This is a genomic window from Kitasatospora sp. NPDC041917 (assembly GCF_055589745.1).
The window spans coordinates 38,444-57,290 of the sequence record NZ_JBVJBI010000011.1; the positions used below are offsets into that span (position 1 = coordinate 38,444).

The window sequence follows — 18,847 nt, forward strand, 5'->3', positions numbered from 1 at the left end:
ATCACCCGGTCCCACCCGCAAGCACCCCCCGAGGACTTCGATGACGCAGATCGCGCTGATCGTCCTGGCGCTGGTCGCCGCCGTGGCCGCGGCCGTGCTCGCCCGCGGCCGGGCCGGGGCCGTCGCCCGGGCGACGGCCGCCGAGACCGCGCTCGGCCGGAGCGAGGAGCGCACCCGGGCCGCCGAGGGCAGGCTCGCCCGCGCCGAGCAGCAGCAGCGCGAGGCGCAGGAGGCCGCCCGATGCTCCGCCGAGGAGGCCCAGCGGGCGCAGGAGCGCACCCGCGCCGCCGAGGACAGCGTCCGCGAGGCGCAGGAAGCGGCCCGGCACGCGCAGGACACCGTCCGGGACGCCCTGCAGCAGGGCGCCGCCGCGACCGACCGGGCCGAGCGGGCCGAGAGCGCGCTCGCCGCCGCCGAGGCGCGGGCGACCGCGCTGCTCGCCGAGATCGGCCACCTCGCCCAGGAGCGGATCGCCGCCACCGCCGTACGGCTCACCCACGGCAACGCCCCACTGGTCGGCCCACTGGACCCGCAGGCCGTCGGCCCCGAGGCGGTCCGGGCGCTGCAGGCCGTCCTGGACGCCGCGCACGCCGCCCTCGCCGACGAGCGCGAGCGGGTGGACGCCGCCGCCCGCGCCGCCATGCGCGGCGCCACCTCCCGGATCCAGACCCTGCTGTACCAGATCCAGAGCCTGGTCCAGCAGCTCCAGCACGAGCACGACGACCCCCGGCTGCTGGAGGTCGACTTCCGCAACGAGGTCGCGCTGCGCCGGATCCAGACCATCGCGGTGCTCTGCGAGGCCTGGCCGGGCCTGGCCCGCACCGACTCGCCGCTCGCCGAGGTGGTCGTCGGCGCGCTCTCCCGGGTGCCCGGCTACGCCCGGATCAAGGTCGCCAACCACCTGCGCGAGCAGCGCCTCGCCGTGGTCGCCCGGGCCGCCGAGCCGATCGCCGTCACCATCGCCGAGCTGCTCGCCAACGCCACCGCCTACTCCCACCCGGAGACCGACGTCCCGGTCACCGTCCAGCAGGGCGGCCGCGGCGCGCTGGTGATCATCGACGACAGCGGCATCGGCATGGACGAGGACCAGCTGCGCCGCGCCCGCCGGCTGCTGGCCGGCCCGCCCGACATGCTGCTCACCGAGCTCGGCAACCCGCCCAAGACCGGCTTCGCGGTGATCGGGAAGCTGGCCCGCCAGTACGGCTTCTCCTGTCACGTCGAGCCCTCGCCGTACGGCGGCATGCGGACCATCCTGCGCATCCCGGCCGCGCTGGTGACCGTCGTGGACGACGAGCAGCCGCTGTCGGTGCTCACCCCGCTGCCGCTGCGGGCCGGCGCCGGGCCGGCCCCGGCGCCCACCGTCGCGGCCGTCCCGCCGATGCGCGACGCGGACGAGCAGGACGGCCCGCAGCTCGCCGACCGCCACAACCAGCCGGGCCCGCACCCGGCCCCGACCATCCGGGTGGTGCCCGATCCGGTGGCGTCCGATCCGGTCGCGGACGGCCGGGCGGCCGTCCGGACGGACGGCGCGACGGCAGGGGGTGACGAGCCGGCCGGCGATATGCCGGTCGGCGTCACCCCGAAGGACGGCGCGACGGCCGGTGCGCCCGCGGCGGACGCACCCGTGGCCGACGACGGCACCGGCCTGCCCACCCGGCGGCGCCGCCGTCCGCTGGCCGCCGAGCAGCCGCCCGGCGCGAGGCCCGTCCCCGTTCGCGCCGCGGCGTCCGACCGCGCCCCGGTATCCGACCGCGCCCCGGCGTCCGACCGCACCCCCGAGCAGGCCGCCGCCCACTGGCAGGCGCTGCAGCAGGGCACCGACTCCGGCCGGGCCGCCGTGGCCCGGGCCGCCCGCGAGGAGACCGGCACCCCCGCCGCCCCCGGCGGCACCACCGTCGGCCACGACCCCGGCGACACCACCGTCGGCCACGATCCCGGTGACCAGAGCACCGGTCAGACCTTAGAAGGAGCCGAGCAGTGAGCAGCACGCCCAGCCCGACCACCACCGACGAGATCTCGTGGGTGCTGACCCCGTTGCTGGAGCTGCCGGGGGTGCTGCACGCGGTCATCGCCACCGGGGACGGCCTGGTCGAGGGCGCCTCGGGCGGCCTGGAGCGCGCCTCGGCCGAGCGGGTCGCCGCGATGACCGCCACCGTGCACGCCGCCGCCCGGGCCTTCACCGCCGCGTTCACCGACGCCGAGCGCCCCAGGCTGGCCCAGACCGTGGTGGAGTCCGACCTCGGCTACGCCATCGTGGTGCCCGCCGGGGAGAACACCTCGCTCGCCGTGTTCACCTCGCCGGACGCCCAACTCGGCAACGTGGCCTACCAGATGCAGCTGCAGGTCGCCGCCCTCGGTCGCGCGCTCGCGAGCCCGACCCGGCGGCAGGACGACGACGGCCGGTCATGACCGCCGCCCCCCGCAGGCGGATGGTGCCCGCCTACCTGGCCACCGGCGGCCGCAGCCGCCCCGGCACCAAGGGCTTCGAGCGGCTGACCGTGCTGTTCGCCGACCGCGCCGACCCGCCGGCCGCGCTCGAACCCGAACACCGCCGGCTCTGGGAACTGCTGCGCCCCGGCGCGCTGACCGTGGTGGAGGCCGCCGCGCACCTGCGCCTGCCGGTCAGTGCCACCGTCTTCCTCGCGGCCGATCTGGTCGAGTCGGGCTGCCTGCGCGCCCGCGCACCGATCCCGCGCGCCCAGCAGACCGACCGCTCCATCGTCGAGAGGCTCCTCGTTGGACTCCGTGCGCTCCGGTGACCCGGCCGCCCGGCCGGACCCGGAAGACCAGAGCCGGGTGGGCTACCTGCCCGACCGGGACCAGACGCTGATGAAGCTGGTGGTGGCCGGCCCGTTCGGGGTCGGCAAGACCACCCTCATCCGCACTCTCTCGGAGATCGCCACCCTGCACACCGAGGAGGCGATGACCGAGACCGGCCGCCCGGTGGACGACCTGGCCGGCCTGCCCGAGAAGGCCACCACCACCGTCGCCGTCGACTTCGGCCGGCTCACCCTGCCCGGCAACGTCGTGCTCTACCTGTTCGGCACCCCCGGCCAGCGCCGCTTCTTCCCGCTCTGGCAGGACATCGCCCGCGGCGCCGTGGGCGCCCTGGTGCTCGCCGACACCCGCCGGCTGGCCGACTCCTTCGAGATCATGGACATGGTCGAGGAACAGGGCCTGCCGTACGCCGTCGCCGTCAACCGCTTCCCGGACGCACCGGAGCACGCGGTCGAGGTGCTGCGCACCCACCTGGACCTGCACGCCGCGACCCCGTTGCTGCTCTGCGACGCCCGCGAGCGCGACAGCAGCCTGGACGCGCTGATCGCGCTGGCCGAGCACGTCCTGGACGCCCTGCCCGCCGCCCCCGCCACCTCGGACTCCGCCACCGCGGACCCCGCCACCCCGGAGCAGCCGTGACCGTCGAGTCCCGCCCGACCCCGATCCACGGCCCGGTCTTCGCCGCCGACCCCCAGCTGGTCTACGAGCGGCTGCGGCGGCACGGCGCGGTCGCCCCGGTCGAGGTCGCGCCCGGCGTCGAGGCCCTGCTGGTCACCGACTACCAGGCCGCACTGGACCTGCTGCGCGACACCGACACCTTCTCCAAGGACTCCCGGGCCTGGCAGCGCACCGTCCCGCCGGACTCCCCGCTGCTGCCCGTCCTCGGCTACCGCCCGACCGCGCTGTTCAGCGACGGCGAGACCCACGCGCGCTATCGGGCGGTGATCACCGACGCCCTCGCACTGTTCGAACCGCACCGGCTCCAGCGCCAGGTCGCCGAGACCGCGCACCGGCTGATCGACCGCTTCGCCGCCGTCGGGCACGCCGACCTGATCGCCGAGTACGCCCGCCGGCTGCCCGCCTTCGCGCTCACCACCTGGTTCGGCGTGCCGCCGGAGCAGCGCGAGGAGGTGGTGGACGCGATCACCGGGCTGATCGAGTCCACCGCGCGGGCGGGCGCCTCGTACGGGAAGCTCCTGGCGGTGGTCACCGCGATGGTCGCCGAGCGCCGCGCGCGGCCCCGGCACGACCTCACCTCGATGTACGTCACCCACCCGGTCGGGCTGGACGACGACGAGGTGATCCGGCAGATCACCCTGACCCTGATCGCCGGGCACGAGCCGACCACCAACCTGATCGGCAACGCCCTGCTGCGCCTGCTCACCGACGCCCGCTACGCCGGCTCGCTGTTCGGCGGGGCGATGACCGCCCACCAGGCGATCGACGAGGTGCTCTGGCACGAGCCGCCGATGGCCAACCTCTCGGCCCACTACCCGCGGTACGACATCACCTTCCACGGCCGCGAGATCAAGGCGGGCACGCTGGTCCTGGTCTCGTACGCGGCCGCCAACTCCCAGGCCGCGCCGCCCACCGACGACGGCGGGCTGCGCAGCGGCGAGAGCGCCCACCTGGCCTGGGCGGCCGGCCCGCACGCCTGCCCGGCCCGGGACCCGGCCCTGCTGATCGCGATCACCGCCATCGAGCAGCTGGGCAGCCGCCTCAGCGACCTCGAGCTCTCCACCCCCGCCGAGGACCTGCTCTGGCGCCCGGGTCCGTTCCACCGGGCGCTGATGCACCTCCCGGTCCGCTTCGCACCGGTCGAGGGGTAGGCCCGGACACGCACGCTCGGACAGCACGCGGGCCCGGGACAGCACGCACGCCCGGGCACGCAGGCCCGCACGGCAGGAGGCCCGGACACGTACGGTGTCCGGGCCTCCTGCCGTTCGTCGCTCAGCCCTGCTCGGCCGGCTTCAGCGTCAGCGAGACGCTGTTGATGCAGTACCGCTGGTCCGTCGGCGTGCCGTAGCCCTCGCCCTCGAAGACGTGCCCGAGGTGCCCGCCGCAGCGGGCGCAGCGCACCTCGACCCGGCGCATGCCGAGCGAGGTGTCCTCGATGTACTGGACCCGGTCCCCGGCCAGCGGCGCGTAGTAGGACGGCCAGCCGCAGTGGCTGTCGAACTTGGTCTCGGAGCTGAACAGTTCGGCCCCGCAGGCCCGGCAGCCGTAGACGCCGACCGTCTTGGTGTCGGTGTACTCACCGGTGAACGGGCGCTCGGTGCCCGCCTCGCGGAGCACGTGGTACTCCTCGGGGCTGAGCTCGGCGCGCCACTCGGCCTCGGTCTTCTCGATCTCGTAGCTCATCACGGCTCCCGGTCGCGGCGTACGTGCGTGCGTGTGTCAGACGTTGGAAGCAACGTTCGCGAGGTGCTGAAGGATTTCCGGGCCCAGGTTGGTGACGTCCCCGGCGCCCATGGTGAGCAGCAGGTCGCCCGGGCGGGCGAGGCCGGCCAGCACGGCGGGAGCGGCGGCGAAGGAGTGCTCGGCGGCGACCTCGGCGCCGGCCCGGCGGGCGGCGTCGACGATCAGCTCGCTGGTCACGCCGGGGATCGGGTCCTCGCGGGCCGGGTAGATGTCCAGCACCACGGAGGCGTCGGCCAGCGCCAGGGCCCGGCCCATCTCCTCGGAGAGCTGCTGGGTGCGGCTGAACAGGTGCGGCTGGAAGACCACCAGCACCCGGCCACCGCCGGTCAGGCCCTCGCGGATCGCCTCCAGGTCGGCGGCCATCTCGGTGGGGTGGTGGGCGTAGGAGTCGATCACCTGGACGCCGGCGGCCTCGCCCTTGAGCTGGAGGCGGCGGCGCACGCCGGTGTAGGCGCCGAGCGCCTTGGCCAGGTCGGCGGCCGGGACGCCCAGCGCGACGCCGGCGGCCAGCGCGGCCACCGCGTTGTGGGCGTAGTGCCGGCCGGGCACCGAGACGGTGAAGGCCAGCTCGACGCCGTCCAGCAGCACGGTCACCTCGCTGGTCATGCCGCGGGCGACCACCGACAGCACCCGCAGGTCGGCGTCCTCGGCGGAGCCGACCGTCACCACGTTCAGGCCCTCGCGTCCGGCCACCCGGGAGGTGAGCTCGCGGGCGCCGTCGTGGTCGGCCGAGACCACCAGGGTGCCGCCGGGGACGATCCGGCCGACGAAGGTCTCGAAGGACTCGTAGATCTCCTCGATCGACGCGTAGTTGGCGTGGTGGTCCAGCTCCACGTTGAGCACGATCGCCACCTCCGGCGCGTACTTGTGGAAGCTGCGGTCGCTCTCGTCCGCCTCGGCGACGAAGATCTCGCCGGTGCCGTGGTGGGCGTTGGAGCCGGGCGCGTCGAGGTCGCCGCCGATCGCGTAGGACGGGTCCAGGCCCAGCTCGCCGAGGGCGACGGCGAGCATGCTGGTGGTGGTGGTCTTGCCGTGGGTGCCGGCCACCGCCAGTGCCCGCCGGCCGCCCATCAGCGCGGCCAGCGCGTCGGAGCGGTGCACCACCGGGATGCCGCGCTCGTGGGCGACGGCCAGCTCCGGGTTGTCGGCGCGGATCGCGCTGGAGACGACCACGCTGCTGGTGCCGTCCGGCACGTGCTCGGGGGCGTGGCCGACGTGCACGGTGGCACCGAGGGCACGCAGCGCGAGGACGGTCTCGGACTCCTTGGAGTCGCTGCCGGAGACGCTGGCCCCGCGCACGGCGAGGATCTTCGCCAGGCCGGACATCCCGGCGCCGCCGATGCCGATGAAGTGCGGGGCGTGCAGGTCGTGCGCGGCGTCGTTCAAGGCGTGGCTCCGTAGGGGCGGGGGCAGACAGGGCGGGCGGACGGGACGGGAGGACGGAATCGTCCTCGCGGGCGGACCGCAAGGACGATTCTGCACCACCGCCGCGCCGGGCCAGGAGTCGCTCAGGAGTCGCTGGCGAACAGCCTGAGCACCGGGACCCCCACCTTGTGCCGGGCCTGGGAGGCCCAGTCGCGGTGGAAGAACTCCTCCACGAAGTGCGGGGAGGTGAGCACCACCACCTCGTCCGCCCGCTGCTCCTCGACGACCGCGCGCAGCCGCTCCAGGGGCCTCTCCTCGACCAGCTCGCCCACCGCCCCGGCCCCGGCCGTGCGCAGGTGGCGCAGGCTGTGCTCCAGCGACTCGGTGGCCACCGTCGGCGCGTTCCCGGACTCGTCGTGCTCGTGGACCACCTTGTCGAGGTGGCCGAGGGCGACGTCGTCGAGCGCCCGCAGCAGTTCGTCCTGCCTGCCGCGCGGCTGCATCAGGACGACGAAGGACACCTCCTCCTCGCCGTGGAGCGTGGTGACGAGTTCCACGTCCGCGTCGGAGAGAGCCTTTTCGATCATCAGTACCGTCTTGAACACGTGAGTCCCTTCCAGTGGCCGGCCCCCGGGCCCCGGCATCGCATAACGGGATCACGATCGGGGGGTCACGGGGTCATCCGAACCCAGGTGACGCAGGTAGCGAGTGAAGAGGAATCCTTTCTGCTCGATCAATGAGACCAGCTCCATCCGCTGCACGTCCGGCATTCCGGCATCGTGGAGGATGCGCGGCGCGTCGCCGCCGGTGAGCAGCGGGGCCAGCGACAGGCACAGCTCGTCCAGCAGACCGGCCGCCGCGAACTGCCCCAGCAGACGCGGGCCGCCCTCGGTCAGCAGCCGGGTCCAGCCCCGCTCGGCCAGGGCCGCCACGCCCGCCCGCAGGTCCACCGAACCCGTGCCCGCGAGCACCAGGTCGGCCACCTCGGCCACCGCCCGACGACGCTCCGCATCGGCGTCCCCGGTGGTGATCACCACCGTCCTGACCAGCGGTTCGGTGAACAGGGGCGCGGTCAGGTCCAGCCGCAGCGAGCGGCTCACCACGGCGATCACCGGGGCGGGCGCCTGGCCCGCCGCCGCCCGGGCCGCCGCGAACTCCCGGCGCGCCCGGGCCGGCCGGTAGCCCTCGGCGCGGACCGTCTCCGCGCCCACCACTACCACGTCCGACAGGGCCCGCAGCACCCCGAAGATCCGCTTGTCCGCGTCGCCGGAGAGGCCCTCCGAGAGCCCGTCCAGCCTGGCCCCGCCGTCCAGGCCGGACACCATGTTGGCGCGCAGCCAGGGGCGCCCCTGATTCACCTGTTCGGGGTACGCGTAGACGGCGGCGAGCGATTCCAGTGCGGCCGGATCCGCGGGCCGGCCGCCCAGCGGGCTGATCAACTGTTGCATGATCCCAGTCTTCCACCGCGGGCCGTGCTCCGTCCGGGGCCGCGGGTCGTTCGGACGGCGTACGGGGCAGGCGTACCCTCTACTGATGTGCCCGCAGCCTCCCACTCCGCAACCGCGAACGAGCCGATAGCCGCCGCACCCGTGTCCGGCTCCCCGATCGCGCTCACCTCCCGCCGTCCCGTCGTGCCCGCCGAGCGGCTGGTCGCCGAGATGGTCCCGCCGCCCCGGTTCGCCGACGTGAGCTTCGGGACGTACATCCCGGACCCGACCCAGCCGAGCCAGTACGAGGCCGTCCAGGTCCTGGAGCAGTTCGCGGCCACCCTCGGCGGAGGAAACGGTTCGCCGCCCAAGCGCAGCTGGTTCCGCCGCTCCGCCCCCGCGCCCACCGGCCCCGCCGGGGTCTACCTCGACGGCGGCTACGGCGTCGGCAAGACCCATCTGCTCGCCTCGCTCTGGCACGCCGCCCCCGGCCCCAAGGCCTTCGGCACCTTCGTCGAGCTGACCAACCTGGTCGGCGCGCTCGGCTTCCAGCAGGCCGTGCGGACCCTCTCCGGGCACACGCTGCTCTGCATCGACGAGTTCGAGCTGGACGACCCGGGCGACACCGTGCTGGTCTCCACCCTGCTCGGCCGGTTGGTCGAGAACGGCGTGAAGCTGTGCGCCACCTCGAACACCCTGCCGGAGAAGCTCGGCGAGGGCCGCTTCGCCGCCGCCGACTTCCTGCGCGAGATCCAGGGCCTGTCCGCGCACTTCCGCCCGATGCGGATCGACGGCCAGGACTACCGCCACCGCGGCCTGCCGGACGCCCCGCCGCCGTACTCCGACGAGGCCGTCGGAGACGTCGCGGACCGCACCCCCGGCGCCTCGCTGGACGACTTCGACGCCCTGCTCGCCCACCTCTCCGCCGTCCACCCCAGCCGCTACGGCGCGCTGCTGGACGACGTCACCGCGGTCTGCCTGCGCGGCGTCAAGCAGGTCGACGACCAGTCCACCGCGCTGCGCCTGGTCGTCCTCGCCGACCGCATGTACGACCGCGAGCTGCCGATCACCGCCTCCGGCCTGCCCTTCGACCAGGTCTTCCCGGAGGAGATGCTGCGCGGCGGCTACCGCAAGAAGTACCTGCGCGCCATCTCCCGCCTGGTCGCCCTCGCCCGGGACAGCGCCAAGGCCTGACCCGTGACTCTCCCCCTCGCCCGGCAGTTGTTCCCACTGCCGGGCGAGGGGGAGAGGCACGACCGGTGACGAGTCCCGGGCGGGCTACGGGATCGAGATCGAGCCCGAGGCGCGGGTATGGCTCCAGAACTGCCCGACCGCCGAGTACCGGGCTGCCGAACGCGCCGCCGACCGCCTCGCCGAGGACGGTGAGGCGCTGTCGTTGCCGTTGGCGAGCCACCTGGGCGGCCCGCTGCGGGAGCTGCGGATCGGGTCCATGCGCATCACACACTGGCTCGCGCCGGCGGAGCACCGGGAGAGCGAGGAGTGCCGCGCGGCCGGGCGGCGGATGGTGCTGGCCGAGGAGACCGTCGGGGGCATCGAGGAGAGCGGGGTCGATCCGGCCCTTCCGCTGACCGAGCGACTCGCCGCCGCCTTCGACTCCGTCGTGCGGATCGACCCCGCCCGGGAGCCGGCCATGAGCTTCGAGGCCCACGCGGCCTGATCGAACCGGCCTCGCTTGTCAGTGGTGGGTCGTACCGTTGAGTGGTGCGTCCCATCACGAGTATTGAGCGGTCCGTGGCGCCCTTCGAGGTCGTCAGTCCCTTCCAGCCGAACGGCGACCAGCCGGCGGCGATCGCCGAGCTGGAACGGCGGATCAGGGGAGGGGAGAAGGACGTCGTACTGCTCGGTGCCACCGGCACCGGCAAGTCGGCCACCACGGCCTGGATGATCGAGAAGCTGCAGCGGCCCACCCTGGTGATGGCGCCGAACAAGACGCTGGCCGCGCAGCTGGCCAACGAGTTCCGCGAGCTGCTGCCGAACAACGCCGTCGAGTACTTCGTCTCGTACTACGACTACTACCAGCCCGAGGCGTACGTCCCGCAGACGGACACCTACATCGAGAAGGACTCCTCGATCAACGAGGAGGTCGAGCGGCTGCGCCACTCGGCGACCAACTCGCTGCTCACCCGCCGGGACGTCATCGTGGTCGCCTCGGTCTCCTGCATCTACGGCCTCGGCACCCCGCAGGAGTACGTCGACCGGATGGTGCGGCTCAAGATCGGCCAGGAGATCGACCGGGACGACCTGCTGCGCCGCTTCGTCGACATCCAGTACGCCCGCAACGACGTGGCCTTCACCCGCGGCACCTTCCGGGTCCGCGGCGACACCATCGAGATCTTCCCGGTCTACGAGGAGCTCGCCGTCCGGATCGAGATGTTCGGCGACGAGATCGAGGCGCTGTACACCCTGCACCCGCTCACCGGCGAGATCATCAGCCAGGACGAATCCGTCCACGTCTTCCCCGCCTCGCACTACGTGGCCGGCCCCGAGCGCATGGAGCGCGCGATCACCGGCATCGAGAAGGAGCTGGAGGGGACGCTCGCCCGGCTGGAGAAGCAGGGCAAGCTGCTGGAGGCCCAGCGGCTGCGGATGCGCACCACCTACGACATCGAGATGCTGCGCCAGATCGGCACCTGCTCGGGCGTCGAGAACTACTCGATGCACTTCGACGGCCGTGAGCCCGGCTCCCCGCCGAACACCCTGCTCGACTACTTCCCGGAGGACTTCCTCCTGGTCATCGACGAGTCGCACGTCACGGTCCCGCAGATCGGCGCGATGTACGAGGGCGACGCCTCGCGCAAGCGCACCCTGGTCGAGCACGGCTTCCGGCTGCCCTCCGCGATGGACAACCGCCCGCTGAAGTGGGAGGAGTTCCTGGAGCGGATCGGCCAGACCGTCTACCTGTCGGCGACGCCCGGCCCGTACGAGCTGTCGCGCGGGGACGGCCAGGTCGAGCAGATCATCCGCCCGACCGGCCTGATCGACCCCGAGGTGATCGTCAAGCCGACCGAGGGCCAGATCGACGACCTGGTGCACGAGGTCCGTCAGCGGGTGGAGCGGGACGAGCGCGTCCTGGTCACCACGCTGACCAAGAAGATGGCCGAGGACCTCACCGACTACATGCTCGGCCTGGACATCCGGGTCCGGTACCTGCACAGCGACGTGGACACGCTGCGCCGGGTGGAGCTGCTGCGGGAGCTGCGGGCGGGCCGGTACGACGTGCTGGTCGGCATCAACCTGCTGCGCGAGGGCCTGGACCTGCCCGAGGTGTCGCTGGTGGCGATCCTGGACGCGGACAAGGAGGGCTTCCTGCGCTCCGGCACCTCGCTGATCCAGACGATCGGCCGGGCCGCCCGCAACGTCTCCGGCCAGGTCCACATGTACGCGGACAGGATCACTCCCTCGATGGAGAAGGCCATCGACGAGACCAACCGCCGCCGGGCCGTGCAGCAGGCCTACAACAAGGAGCACGGGATCGACCCGCAGCCGCTGCGCAAGAAGATCGGCGACATCCTGGACACCCTCGCCCGCGAGGACGTGGACACCGACGAGCTGCTCTCCACGGGCTACCGCAACCAGGGCAAGGGCAAGGCCCCGGTGCCGTCGCTGGGCGCGGAGCGCAAGCCGGCCAAGTCCCTGCCCGCCGCCGAACTGGCGGACCTCATCCAGGAGATGACCGATCGGATGCACACGGCCGCCGCCGACCTCCAGTTCGAGGTCGCGGCCCGGCTGCGCGACGAGGTCAAGGAGCTGAAGAAGGAACTGCGGCAGATGCGCGAGGCGGGTGTGGCGTAGGCGGCCCGCGCGAGCGCGCCCGCGTGGTGACCGGGCTTGGCCGGAATGACACCGGTCAAGCCCGCGGGTGTCTCAGGCTTGCCACAAACAGGGAAACCCGGGGGAGGGCGGGGTGCCGCAGGGCCTAGGCTGGCCTGCGGCATCGTGCCCTCGGGACGGGGTTGCGGGCCGTACGCAGAGGGGGCCTCAGCCGGGGGACGGCGACGGGGTGTTCCATCGTGGAGCCGCGCGGGTGTGACCGCGCGGCCGGCAGAGAGGACAACGTCGTGTCGGTGAACCTGGCCAAGGGGCAGCGGGTCAGCCTCCAGAAGGGGCAGGGCGCCGCCCTGACCGTGGTCCGGATGGGCCTCGGCTGGCGGGCCGCCCCCAAGCGCGGGCTGTTCGGCAGCCGCACCCGGAAGATCGATCTGGACGCCTCGGCGCTGCTGTACGCCGAGCGGACCCCGTCCGACGTGGTGTTCTTCTCGCACCTGGAGAGCAACGACGGCTCCGTGCGGCACACCGGGGACAACCTGGAGGGCGGCTCCGGGGCCGAGGACGACGAGGCGATCCTGGTCGACCTGGCGCACGTGCCCGTGAACATCACCCAGGTGGTGTTCACGGTCAGCTCGTACACCGGGCAGACCTTCGCCGAGGTGCAGCGGGCGCACTGCCGGCTGGTGGACGAGACCACCGGGCTGGAGCTGGCCCGCTACGAGCTGGCGGGCGGCGGGCCGCACACCGGGCAGATCATGGCCAAGGTGGTCCGGGACGGCGACGGCGGCTGGGAGATGCAGGCGATCGGCGCGCCGGCCAAGGGGCGCACCTTCCAGGACCTGCTGCCGGCGATCGAGCCGTACCTGTAGCCCGGGCGGCTCCCGCCACTTCCCGCAGGACCCGCCACTCCCCGCAGGACCCGCCACTCCCCGCTCCCGCGGCACCCGCGGCACCGGCTCCCAGGGCTCCCCGGGTCCGGTGGCCCGCCTGACGGTCTTTACCTTCTTTACCTTTCCTTGGAGCAGCTGTTACTCTCGTTGGTAGCGGAGGGGAGTATTCCTCGACAGCCGACCCCGTCATCACGGATGCCCGTCGCGGCACCCCGGGGCGCTGGCCCGATGGGCGGAAGAGACCTCCGGCAGTGACGATGACTGTCTCGCCTACCTGCCGGAGGAGCAGTAGTGGACGTTTCCATAACCATGTGGGTCTCCACGATCCTGGTGCTGATCGCACTGATCGTGGCGGACTTCTTCATCGGAGGGCGCAAGCCGCACGAGGTCTCGATCAAGGAGGCCGGGATCTGGACGGCCGTCTGGGTCGTTCTGGCGGTCCTCTTCGGTGGCTTCCTCTGGTGGCACTCCGGTGCGCAGCCGGCGGGTGAGTTCTTCGCCGGCTACATCACCGAGAAGTCGCTGAGTGTCGACAATCTCTTCGTGTTCATCCTGATCATGGGCAAGTTCGCGGTGCCCAGGATCTACCAGCAGCGCGTGCTGATGTTCGGTGTGATCATCGCGCTGGTGCTCCGGGCGGTGTTCATCGCCGGCGGCGCCGCCCTGGTCTCCGAGTTCTCCTGGGTGTTCTTCATCTTCGGCGGCTTCCTGATCTGGACGGCCTGGAAGCTGATCAAGGAGGCCCGCGCCGAGGAGGAGGGCGAGGAGGAGTTCGAGGAGAACCGCGTCCTCAAGTCGATCACCCGCCGCTTCCCGGCCACCGAGGACTACCGCGGCACCAAGCTGTTCGTCCGGGAGAACGGCCGCCGGCTGATCACCCCGATGCTGATCGTCATGCTGGCGATCGGCACCACCGACGTGCTGTTCGCACTGGACTCGATCCCGGCCATCTTCGGCCTGACCCAGGACCCGTACGTGGTCTTCACCGCCAACGCCTTCGCCCTGATGGGTCTGCGCCAGCTGTACTTCCTGATCGGCGGCCTGCTGAAGAAGCTGGTCCACCTGTCGTACGGCCTGTCGGTGATCCTCGGCTTCATCGGTGTGAAGCTGGTGCTGCACGCCGCCCACGAGGCGGGCGCGGACTGGGCCCCGGAGATCGGCATCCCGTTCTCGCTGGGCTTCATCGTGGTGGTCCTGGCGATCACCACCTTCACCAGCCTGCGGGCCTCGAAGAAGGCCGAGCAGGCCGAGCGCGAGAAGCTCGATGCCTGACGCCTGACGGCTGACGCCAGACGCCCGAGGCCCGACGCGCCTGATGCCCGAGGCACCGGGCCGGTGCACCGCCGAGGCCCCCGCGACCGCTTCCGGTCGCGGGGGCCTCGGCCGTTCGGCGGGGGCGGGGCGGGGCGGGGCTACCAGCCGCGCTCGCGCCACTCGTCGAGGTGCGGGCGCTCGGCCCCCAGGGTGGTGTCGTCGCCGTGGCCGGGGTAGACCCAGGACTCGTCGGGGAGGACGTCGAAGATCTTCTCGGTGACGTCGCGGTAGAGCGTCCGGAAGGCCTCCGGGTCGCCCCAGGTGTTGCCCACACCGCCGGGGAAGAGGCAGTCGCCGGTGAAGACGTGCGGGTGGCCCTGGGGGTCGTCGTAGACCAGCACGATCGCGCCGGGGGTGTGGCCGACCAGGTGGCGGACGGTGAGCTCGACCTCGCCGACCCGCAGCCCGGCACCGTCCGCGAGCAGCAGCTCGGTGGGGACGTCGATGCCCTCGGCGTCGTGCTCGCCGGCGGCCGTCCGGGCGCCGGTGGTGGCGACCACCTCGGCCAGCGCGCCCCAGTGGTCGTGGTGCCGGTGGGTGGTGACCACCGTTTCGAGGTCGTCCCCGACGGTCTCCAGCAGCACCGGCGCGTCGGCGGCCGCGTCGATCAGGAGCTGTTCGTCGGTGGCCCGGCAGCGCAGCAGGTAGGCGTTGTTGTCGTACGGGCCGACGGCGACCTTGGTGATGATCAGGTGGGCCAGTTCCCGCACGTCCGGCGCTCCGCCGACCTTGACCGCTCCGTGGTACGTCATCCGTTCGCTCCCTCTCCAGTGGCTCCTGGGATCATCCTCGCGCCGTCAGCCCATCGGGGGAAGCCGGGGGAGGGCGGTGCCGGGGGCGTGGCGCAGACCGTCGCCGGTGGAGCGGCCGGAGAGCCACGCGGTCAGCGCGCGGACCGGGCCCTCGACGGTCAGGGCCGGGGTGCCGGTGCCGATCACGGCGCGGTCCTCGGTGTCGTCGGCGACCAGCTCCACGGGGGGCAGGCCGGCCTCCCCGGCCAGCCCCTCGGCGAGCCCGCGGAACCGGGTGACCGCGAACTCCTGCGGCCAGTGCGCCGGGGTGTAGCCGCCGTCCAGGTCGACGTGGTGGAACTCCAGCTCGACCACGCGCTTGCCCGGGATGTCGAAGGCCGGGAAGACGTAGCCGGAGCGGTGCCTGACCCCGACGGCCCAGGCCTCGGGGTCCATCAGCGCGGCGGCGGCGAGGAAGCGCTCGTGGGACTCCCGAAGGTCGGCGAGCTGGACCTCCAGCGGGCGCGGCGCGTCGCGCTCGATGTCCTGGTCACGGGCCTCGTTGCCGGCGTACTGGGGGATGTCGGTGCCGGTGCGGGCGCCGGTCAGCAGGTTGACCAGGGAGTCGGCGTTGCGGGCGAGGTGGGCCAGCACGTGGCCGCGGGTCCAGCCGGGCAGCGCGGAGGGCTCGGCGAGGGCCTCGGGCTTCAGCTCGGCCGCGGTGTGCAGCAGGTGCCGGGTGCTCTCCTCGACCCGGGCCAGGTGCCGGGCGGCGGACGCGGCGGCGGACTGCGGGTCGGTCGGCTGCGGGTCGGTCATCGAATCTGCCTTCTGTGACGAGAGGGTGCGTTGCCCGCGGGGGCTTCGCTCGTTGACCAGGTGACGCTACCGCCGGATCCGCGCCCTGAGCAGGGGGTTTTCGGCTATGCGCGCCGTGCGGGTACGGACGGTCCCGGGGTGGCCCTCACTCGTTCGGGTGGTCTCCGCTGGACAGAGTCGATATTCGAACGTCTGAGCTATAGGCTGGCTGCCGCATCCTGGAAGAAGTACCGATACTCACCGCAAGCCCTCTCGCCCCGGAGAAAGGCGCCAGAAGCAGTGGCCGACCGCCTCATCGTCCGCGGTGCTCGCGAGCACAACCTCAAGAACGTCTCGCTCGACCTGCCCCGCGACTCCCTCATCGTCTTCACGGGCCTCTCCGGCTCCGGCAAGTCCTCGCTCGCCTTCGACACGATCTTCGCCGAGGGCCAGCGCCGCTACGTGGAGTCGCTGTCCTCCTACGCCCGCCAGTTCCTCGGGCAGATGGACAAGCCCGACGTGGACTTCATCGAGGGCCTCTCCCCGGCCGTCTCGATCGACCAGAAGTCCACCAACCGCAACCCCCGTTCGACCGTCGGCACCATCACCGAGGTCTACGACTACCTGCGCCTGCTGTTCGCCCGGATCGGCAAGCCGCACTGTCCGCACTGCGGCCGGCCGATCGCCAAGCAGTCGCCGCAGGCGATCGTGGACAAGGTGCTGGAGCTCGCCGAGGGCACCCGCTTCCAGGTGCTGAGCCCGGTGGTGCGCGAGCGCAAGGGCGAGTTCGTCGACCTCTTCGCCGACCTCCAGTCCAAGGGCTACTCCCGCGCCCGCGTCGACGGCGGGACGATCCAGCTCGCCGAGCCGCCGAAGCTCAAGAAGCAGGAGAAGCACACCATCGAGGTGGTGATCGACCGCCTGACCGTCAAGGACAGCGCCAAGCGGCGGCTCACCGACTCGGTGGAGACGGCCCTGCGCCTGTCCGGCGGCATGGTCGTGCTCGACTTCGTCGACCTCCCCGAGGACGACCCGGAGCGCGAGCGGATGTACTCCGAGCACCTCTACTGCCCGTACGACGACGTGTCGTTCGAGGAGCTGGAGCCGCGCTCGTTCTCCTTCAACTCGCCGTTCGGCGCCTGCCCGGACTGCTCGGGCCTGGGCAACCGGATGGAGGTCGACCCGGAGCTGGTCGTGCCCGACGTCGAGCGCTCGCTGGACGAGGGCGCGATCCACCCGTGGTCGGCCGGGCACGCCAAGGAGTACTTCCAGCGCCTGATCGACGCGCTCGCCGGGGAGCTCGGCTTCCGCACCGACATCCCCTGGGCCGGGCTGCCCGCCCGGGCCAGGAAGGCGCTGCTGTACGGGCACAAGCACCAGGTCGAGGTCCGCTACCGCAACCGCTTCGGCCGGGAGCGCTCGTACAGCACCGGCTTCGAGGGCGCGATCCCGTTCATCCAGCGCCGGCACACCGAGGCGGAGAGCGACAGCAGCCGCGAGCGCTTCGAGGGCTACATGCGCGAGGTGCCCTGCCCGACCTGCCGGGGAACCCGGCTCAAGCCGGTGGTGCTCGCGGTCACCGTCGAGGGCAGGTCGATCGCCGACGTCTCCTCGATGTCGATCAGCGACTGCTCCGAGTTCCTGGGCGCGATGAAGCTGAACGCCCGGGACAAGCAGATCGCCGAGCGGGTCCTCAAGGAGGTCAACGAGCGGCTGCGCTTCCTGGTCGACGTCGGCCTGGACTACCTCTCGCTCGACCGCGCGGCCGGCACCCTGTCCGGCGGCGAGGCCCAGCGCATCCGGCTGGCCACCCAGATCGGCTCCGGCCTGGTCGGCGTGCTGTACGTGCTGGACGAGCCGTCCATCGGCCTGCACCAGCGGGACAACCACCGGCTGATCGAGACGCTGGTGCGGCTGCGCGACATCGGCAACACCCTGATCGTCGTCGAGCACGACGAGGACACCATCAAGACCGCGGACTGGGTGGTCGACATCGGCCCGGGCGCCGGCGAGCACGGCGGCAAGGTGGTGCACTCCGGCTCGCTGAAGCAGCTGCTCACCAACAAGGAGTCGCTGACCGGCCAGTACCTCTCCGGCAAGCGGTCCATCCCGATCCCGGCCTCCCGCCGCGAGCGGGACAAGAAGCGCCAGCTGACCGTCCACGGCGCCCGCGAGCACAACCTCAAGGACGTCACGGTCGGCTTCCCGCTGGGCACCTTCACCGCGATCACCGGCGTCTCCGGCTCCGGCAAGTCGACGCTGGTCAACGACATCCTGTACACCCACCTCGCGCGGGAGCTGAACGGCGCCCGCAGCGTGCCCGGCCGGCACACCCGGATCACCGGCACCGACCAGGTGGACAAGGTGGTGCACGTCGACCAGTCGCCGATCGGCCGCACCCCGCGCTCCAACCCGGCCACCTACACCGGCGTGTTCGACCACGTCCGCCGGCTCTTCGCGGAGACGCAGGAGGCGAAGGTCCGCGGCTACCTGCCCGGCCGGTTCTCCTTCAACGTCAAGGGCGGCCGCTGCGAGAACTGCTCGGGCGACGGCACCATCAAGATCGAGATGAACTTCCTGCCGGACGTCTACGTGCCGTGCGAGGTCTGCCACGGCGCCCGGTACAACCGGGAGACGCTGGAGGTCCACTACAAGGGCAGGTCCATCGCCGAGGTGCTGGACATGCCGATCGAGGAGGCCCTGGACTTCTTCGAGGCCGTCCCGGCGATCGCCCGGCACTTGCGCACGCTCAACGACGTCGGCCTCGGCTACGTCCGGCTCGGCCAGTCCGCGCCCACCCTCTCCGGCGGTGAGGCGCAGCGCGTCAAGCTCGCCTCGGAGCTCCAGAAGCGCTCCACCGGGCGGACGGTCTACGTGCTGGACGAGCCCACCACCGGCCTGCACTTCGAGGACATCAGCAAGCTGATCAAGGTGCTCAGCGGGCTGGTGGACAAGGGCAACACGGTGATCGTCATCGAGCACAACCTCGACGTGATCAAGACCGCCGACTGGGTCGTCGACATGGGCCCCGAGGGCGGCTCCGGCGGCGGCACGGTGGTCGCCGAGGGCACCCCGGAGCAGATCGCCGCCGTCCCGGAGAGCCACACCGGCAAGTTCCTGCGGGACATCCTGCCGGCCGACTTCACGGACGCCCCGGTCGCCGCCCCGGCGAAGAGGGCGCCGCGCAAGCGCGCGGCCGCCGCGAAGAAGTAGCCCCGTCCGTCCACCCCGCCGCTCCCCGCCGCCCGCACCGTCCGGGTGGCCCGGGAGCGGCGGGGTGGCGCGGCATAGAATTCCGTGGTCCCTCGCCGCAGCAGCAACCGTAGGAGCACAC

At 72.5% G+C, this 18,847-nt stretch carries 17 protein-coding genes; 11 read left to right on the forward strand and 6 right to left on the reverse strand.

The annotated features are described in order from the left end of the window. The first annotated feature begins 40 nt into the window (after positions 1-40). The 5 genes from ACZ6EM_RS15765 (at position 41) to ACZ6EM_RS15785 (ending at position 4,607) form a co-directional block, all read left to right on the forward strand. Positions 41-1,981 carry an ATP-binding protein gene (locus ACZ6EM_RS15765; protein ID WP_465772557.1) on the forward strand — a complete coding sequence of 647 codons (1,941 nt, stop codon included), beginning with the start codon at positions 41-43 and terminating at the stop codon, positions 1,979-1,981. Then, positions 1,978-2,409 (forward strand): roadblock/LC7 domain-containing protein, encoded by a 432-nt coding sequence (locus tag ACZ6EM_RS15770; protein WP_387685596.1) that lies wholly within the window; start codon positions 1,978-1,980, stop codon positions 2,407-2,409. The genes ACZ6EM_RS15765 and ACZ6EM_RS15770 overlap by 4 nt, the downstream gene beginning before the upstream one ends. Beyond that, positions 2,406-2,759: a DUF742 domain-containing protein gene (locus tag ACZ6EM_RS15775; protein ID WP_401043431.1), complete on the forward strand. Its 354-nt coding sequence runs from the start codon at positions 2,406-2,408 to the stop codon at positions 2,757-2,759. Before ACZ6EM_RS15770 ends, ACZ6EM_RS15775 begins: the two co-directional genes overlap by 4 nt. A gap of 70 nt (positions 2,760-2,829) precedes the next feature. Then, on the forward strand, positions 2,830-3,417 hold the full coding sequence (locus ACZ6EM_RS15780) for a GTP-binding protein (protein WP_401043455.1): 588 nt from the start codon (positions 2,830-2,832) through the stop codon (positions 3,415-3,417). Continuing rightward, the gene (locus ACZ6EM_RS15785) at positions 3,414-4,607 is read left to right on the forward strand and encodes a cytochrome P450 (protein WP_401043428.1); all 1,194 of its coding nucleotides are present in this window, start codon (positions 3,414-3,416) and stop codon (positions 4,605-4,607) included. Before ACZ6EM_RS15780 ends, ACZ6EM_RS15785 begins: the two co-directional genes overlap by 4 nt. 121 nt (positions 4,608-4,728) lie before the next feature. On the opposite strand, the gene msrB is transcribed toward ACZ6EM_RS15785, so the two are convergent. The 4 genes from msrB to ACZ6EM_RS15805 form a co-directional block, all read right to left on the reverse strand. After that, positions 4,729-5,139, reverse strand: coding sequence for a peptide-methionine (R)-S-oxide reductase MsrB (msrB, locus tag ACZ6EM_RS15790; RefSeq protein ID WP_401043425.1), 411 nt, complete (start codon positions 5,137-5,139; stop codon positions 4,729-4,731). 36 nt (positions 5,140-5,175) lie between these two features. Then, positions 5,176-6,585, reverse strand: a complete 1,410-nt coding sequence (murC, locus tag ACZ6EM_RS15795; protein WP_465772558.1) for a UDP-N-acetylmuramate--L-alanine ligase — start codon at positions 6,583-6,585, stop codon at positions 5,176-5,178. 122 nt (positions 6,586-6,707) lie between these two features. Further along, complete coding sequence (locus ACZ6EM_RS15800; RefSeq protein WP_359915318.1) at positions 6,708-7,169, reverse strand: indole-3-glycerol phosphate synthase; 462 nt, start codon at positions 7,167-7,169, stop codon at positions 6,708-6,710. A 51-nt stretch (positions 7,170-7,220) separates the two neighbouring features. Continuing rightward, positions 7,221-8,012 (reverse strand): pyrimidine reductase family protein, encoded by a 792-nt coding sequence (locus tag ACZ6EM_RS15805; protein ID WP_401043422.1) that lies wholly within the window; start codon positions 8,010-8,012, stop codon positions 7,221-7,223. 126 nt (positions 8,013-8,138) lie between these two features. Here ACZ6EM_RS15805 and zapE point away from each other — a divergent pair, with 126 nt between their 5' ends. From zapE to ACZ6EM_RS15830, 5 genes are all read left to right on the forward strand, one after another. Continuing rightward, a complete protein-coding gene (zapE, locus tag ACZ6EM_RS15810) occupies positions 8,139-9,185 on the forward strand; it encodes a cell division protein ZapE (protein WP_401043453.1) in 1,047 nt (348 codons plus the stop codon). Between the two features lie 256 nt (positions 9,186-9,441). Next, entirely contained in the window at positions 9,442-9,669 is a 228-nt protein-coding gene (locus ACZ6EM_RS15815; RefSeq protein ID WP_465772559.1) for a hypothetical protein, read from the forward strand. 44 nt (positions 9,670-9,713) lie between these two features. Beyond that, on the forward strand, positions 9,714-11,804 hold the full coding sequence (uvrB, locus tag ACZ6EM_RS15820; protein WP_401043417.1) for an excinuclease ABC subunit UvrB: 2,091 nt from the start codon (positions 9,714-9,716) through the stop codon (positions 11,802-11,804). Positions 11,805-12,070: 266 nt separating this feature from the next. Beyond that, a complete protein-coding gene (locus ACZ6EM_RS15825; RefSeq protein ID WP_452178281.1) occupies positions 12,071-12,649 on the forward strand; it encodes a TerD family protein in 579 nt (192 codons plus the stop codon). A 312-nt stretch (positions 12,650-12,961) separates the two neighbouring features. After that, positions 12,962-13,942: a TerC family protein gene (locus ACZ6EM_RS15830; RefSeq protein ID WP_359915326.1), complete on the forward strand. Its 981-nt coding sequence runs from the start codon at positions 12,962-12,964 to the stop codon at positions 13,940-13,942. A gap of 140 nt (positions 13,943-14,082) precedes the next feature. On the opposite strand, the gene ACZ6EM_RS15835 is transcribed toward ACZ6EM_RS15830, so the two are convergent. Together ACZ6EM_RS15835 and ACZ6EM_RS15840 are read right to left on the reverse strand one after the other, a co-directional pair. Further along, positions 14,083-14,736 (reverse strand): MBL fold metallo-hydrolase, encoded by a 654-nt coding sequence (locus ACZ6EM_RS15835; protein WP_452178280.1) that lies wholly within the window; start codon positions 14,734-14,736, stop codon positions 14,083-14,085. A 45-nt stretch (positions 14,737-14,781) separates the two neighbouring features. After that, positions 14,782-15,534, reverse strand: a complete 753-nt coding sequence (locus ACZ6EM_RS15840) for a maleylpyruvate isomerase family mycothiol-dependent enzyme (protein WP_465772560.1) — start codon at positions 15,532-15,534, stop codon at positions 14,782-14,784. A 279-nt stretch (positions 15,535-15,813) separates the two neighbouring features. Between ACZ6EM_RS15840 and uvrA the strand changes: the two genes are divergently transcribed. Next, positions 15,814-18,726: an excinuclease ABC subunit UvrA gene (uvrA, locus tag ACZ6EM_RS15845; RefSeq protein WP_401047236.1), complete on the forward strand. Its 2,913-nt coding sequence runs from the start codon at positions 15,814-15,816 to the stop codon at positions 18,724-18,726. The last annotated feature ends 121 nt before the right edge of the window (positions 18,727-18,847 follow it).

Bases quoted from the DNA above. Each gene is read 5' to 3' on its own strand.
- ACZ6EM_RS15780 (WP_401043455.1), top strand. From the start codon at position 2,830: ATGAAGCTGGTGGTGGCCGGCCCGTTCGGGGTCGGCAAGACCACCCTC.
- ACZ6EM_RS15840 (WP_465772560.1), bottom strand. From the start codon at position 15,534: ATGACCGACCCGCAGCCGACCGACCCGCAGTCCGCCGCCGCGTCCGCC.
- ACZ6EM_RS15815 (WP_465772559.1), top strand. From the start codon at position 9,442: ATGCGCATCACACACTGGCTCGCGCCGGCGGAGCACCGGGAGAGCGAG.
- msrB (WP_401043425.1), bottom strand. From the start codon at position 5,139: ATGAGCTACGAGATCGAGAAGACCGAGGCCGAGTGGCGCGCCGAGCTC.
- ACZ6EM_RS15805 (WP_401043422.1), bottom strand. From the start codon at position 8,012: ATGCAACAGTTGATCAGCCCGCTGGGCGGCCGGCCCGCGGATCCGGCC.
- ACZ6EM_RS15765 (WP_465772557.1), top strand. From the start codon at position 41: ATGACGCAGATCGCGCTGATCGTCCTGGCGCTGGTCGCCGCCGTGGCC.
- ACZ6EM_RS15775 (WP_401043431.1), top strand. From the start codon at position 2,406: ATGACCGCCGCCCCCCGCAGGCGGATGGTGCCCGCCTACCTGGCCACC.
- ACZ6EM_RS15835 (WP_452178280.1), bottom strand. From the start codon at position 14,736: ATGACGTACCACGGAGCGGTCAAGGTCGGCGGAGCGCCGGACGTGCGG.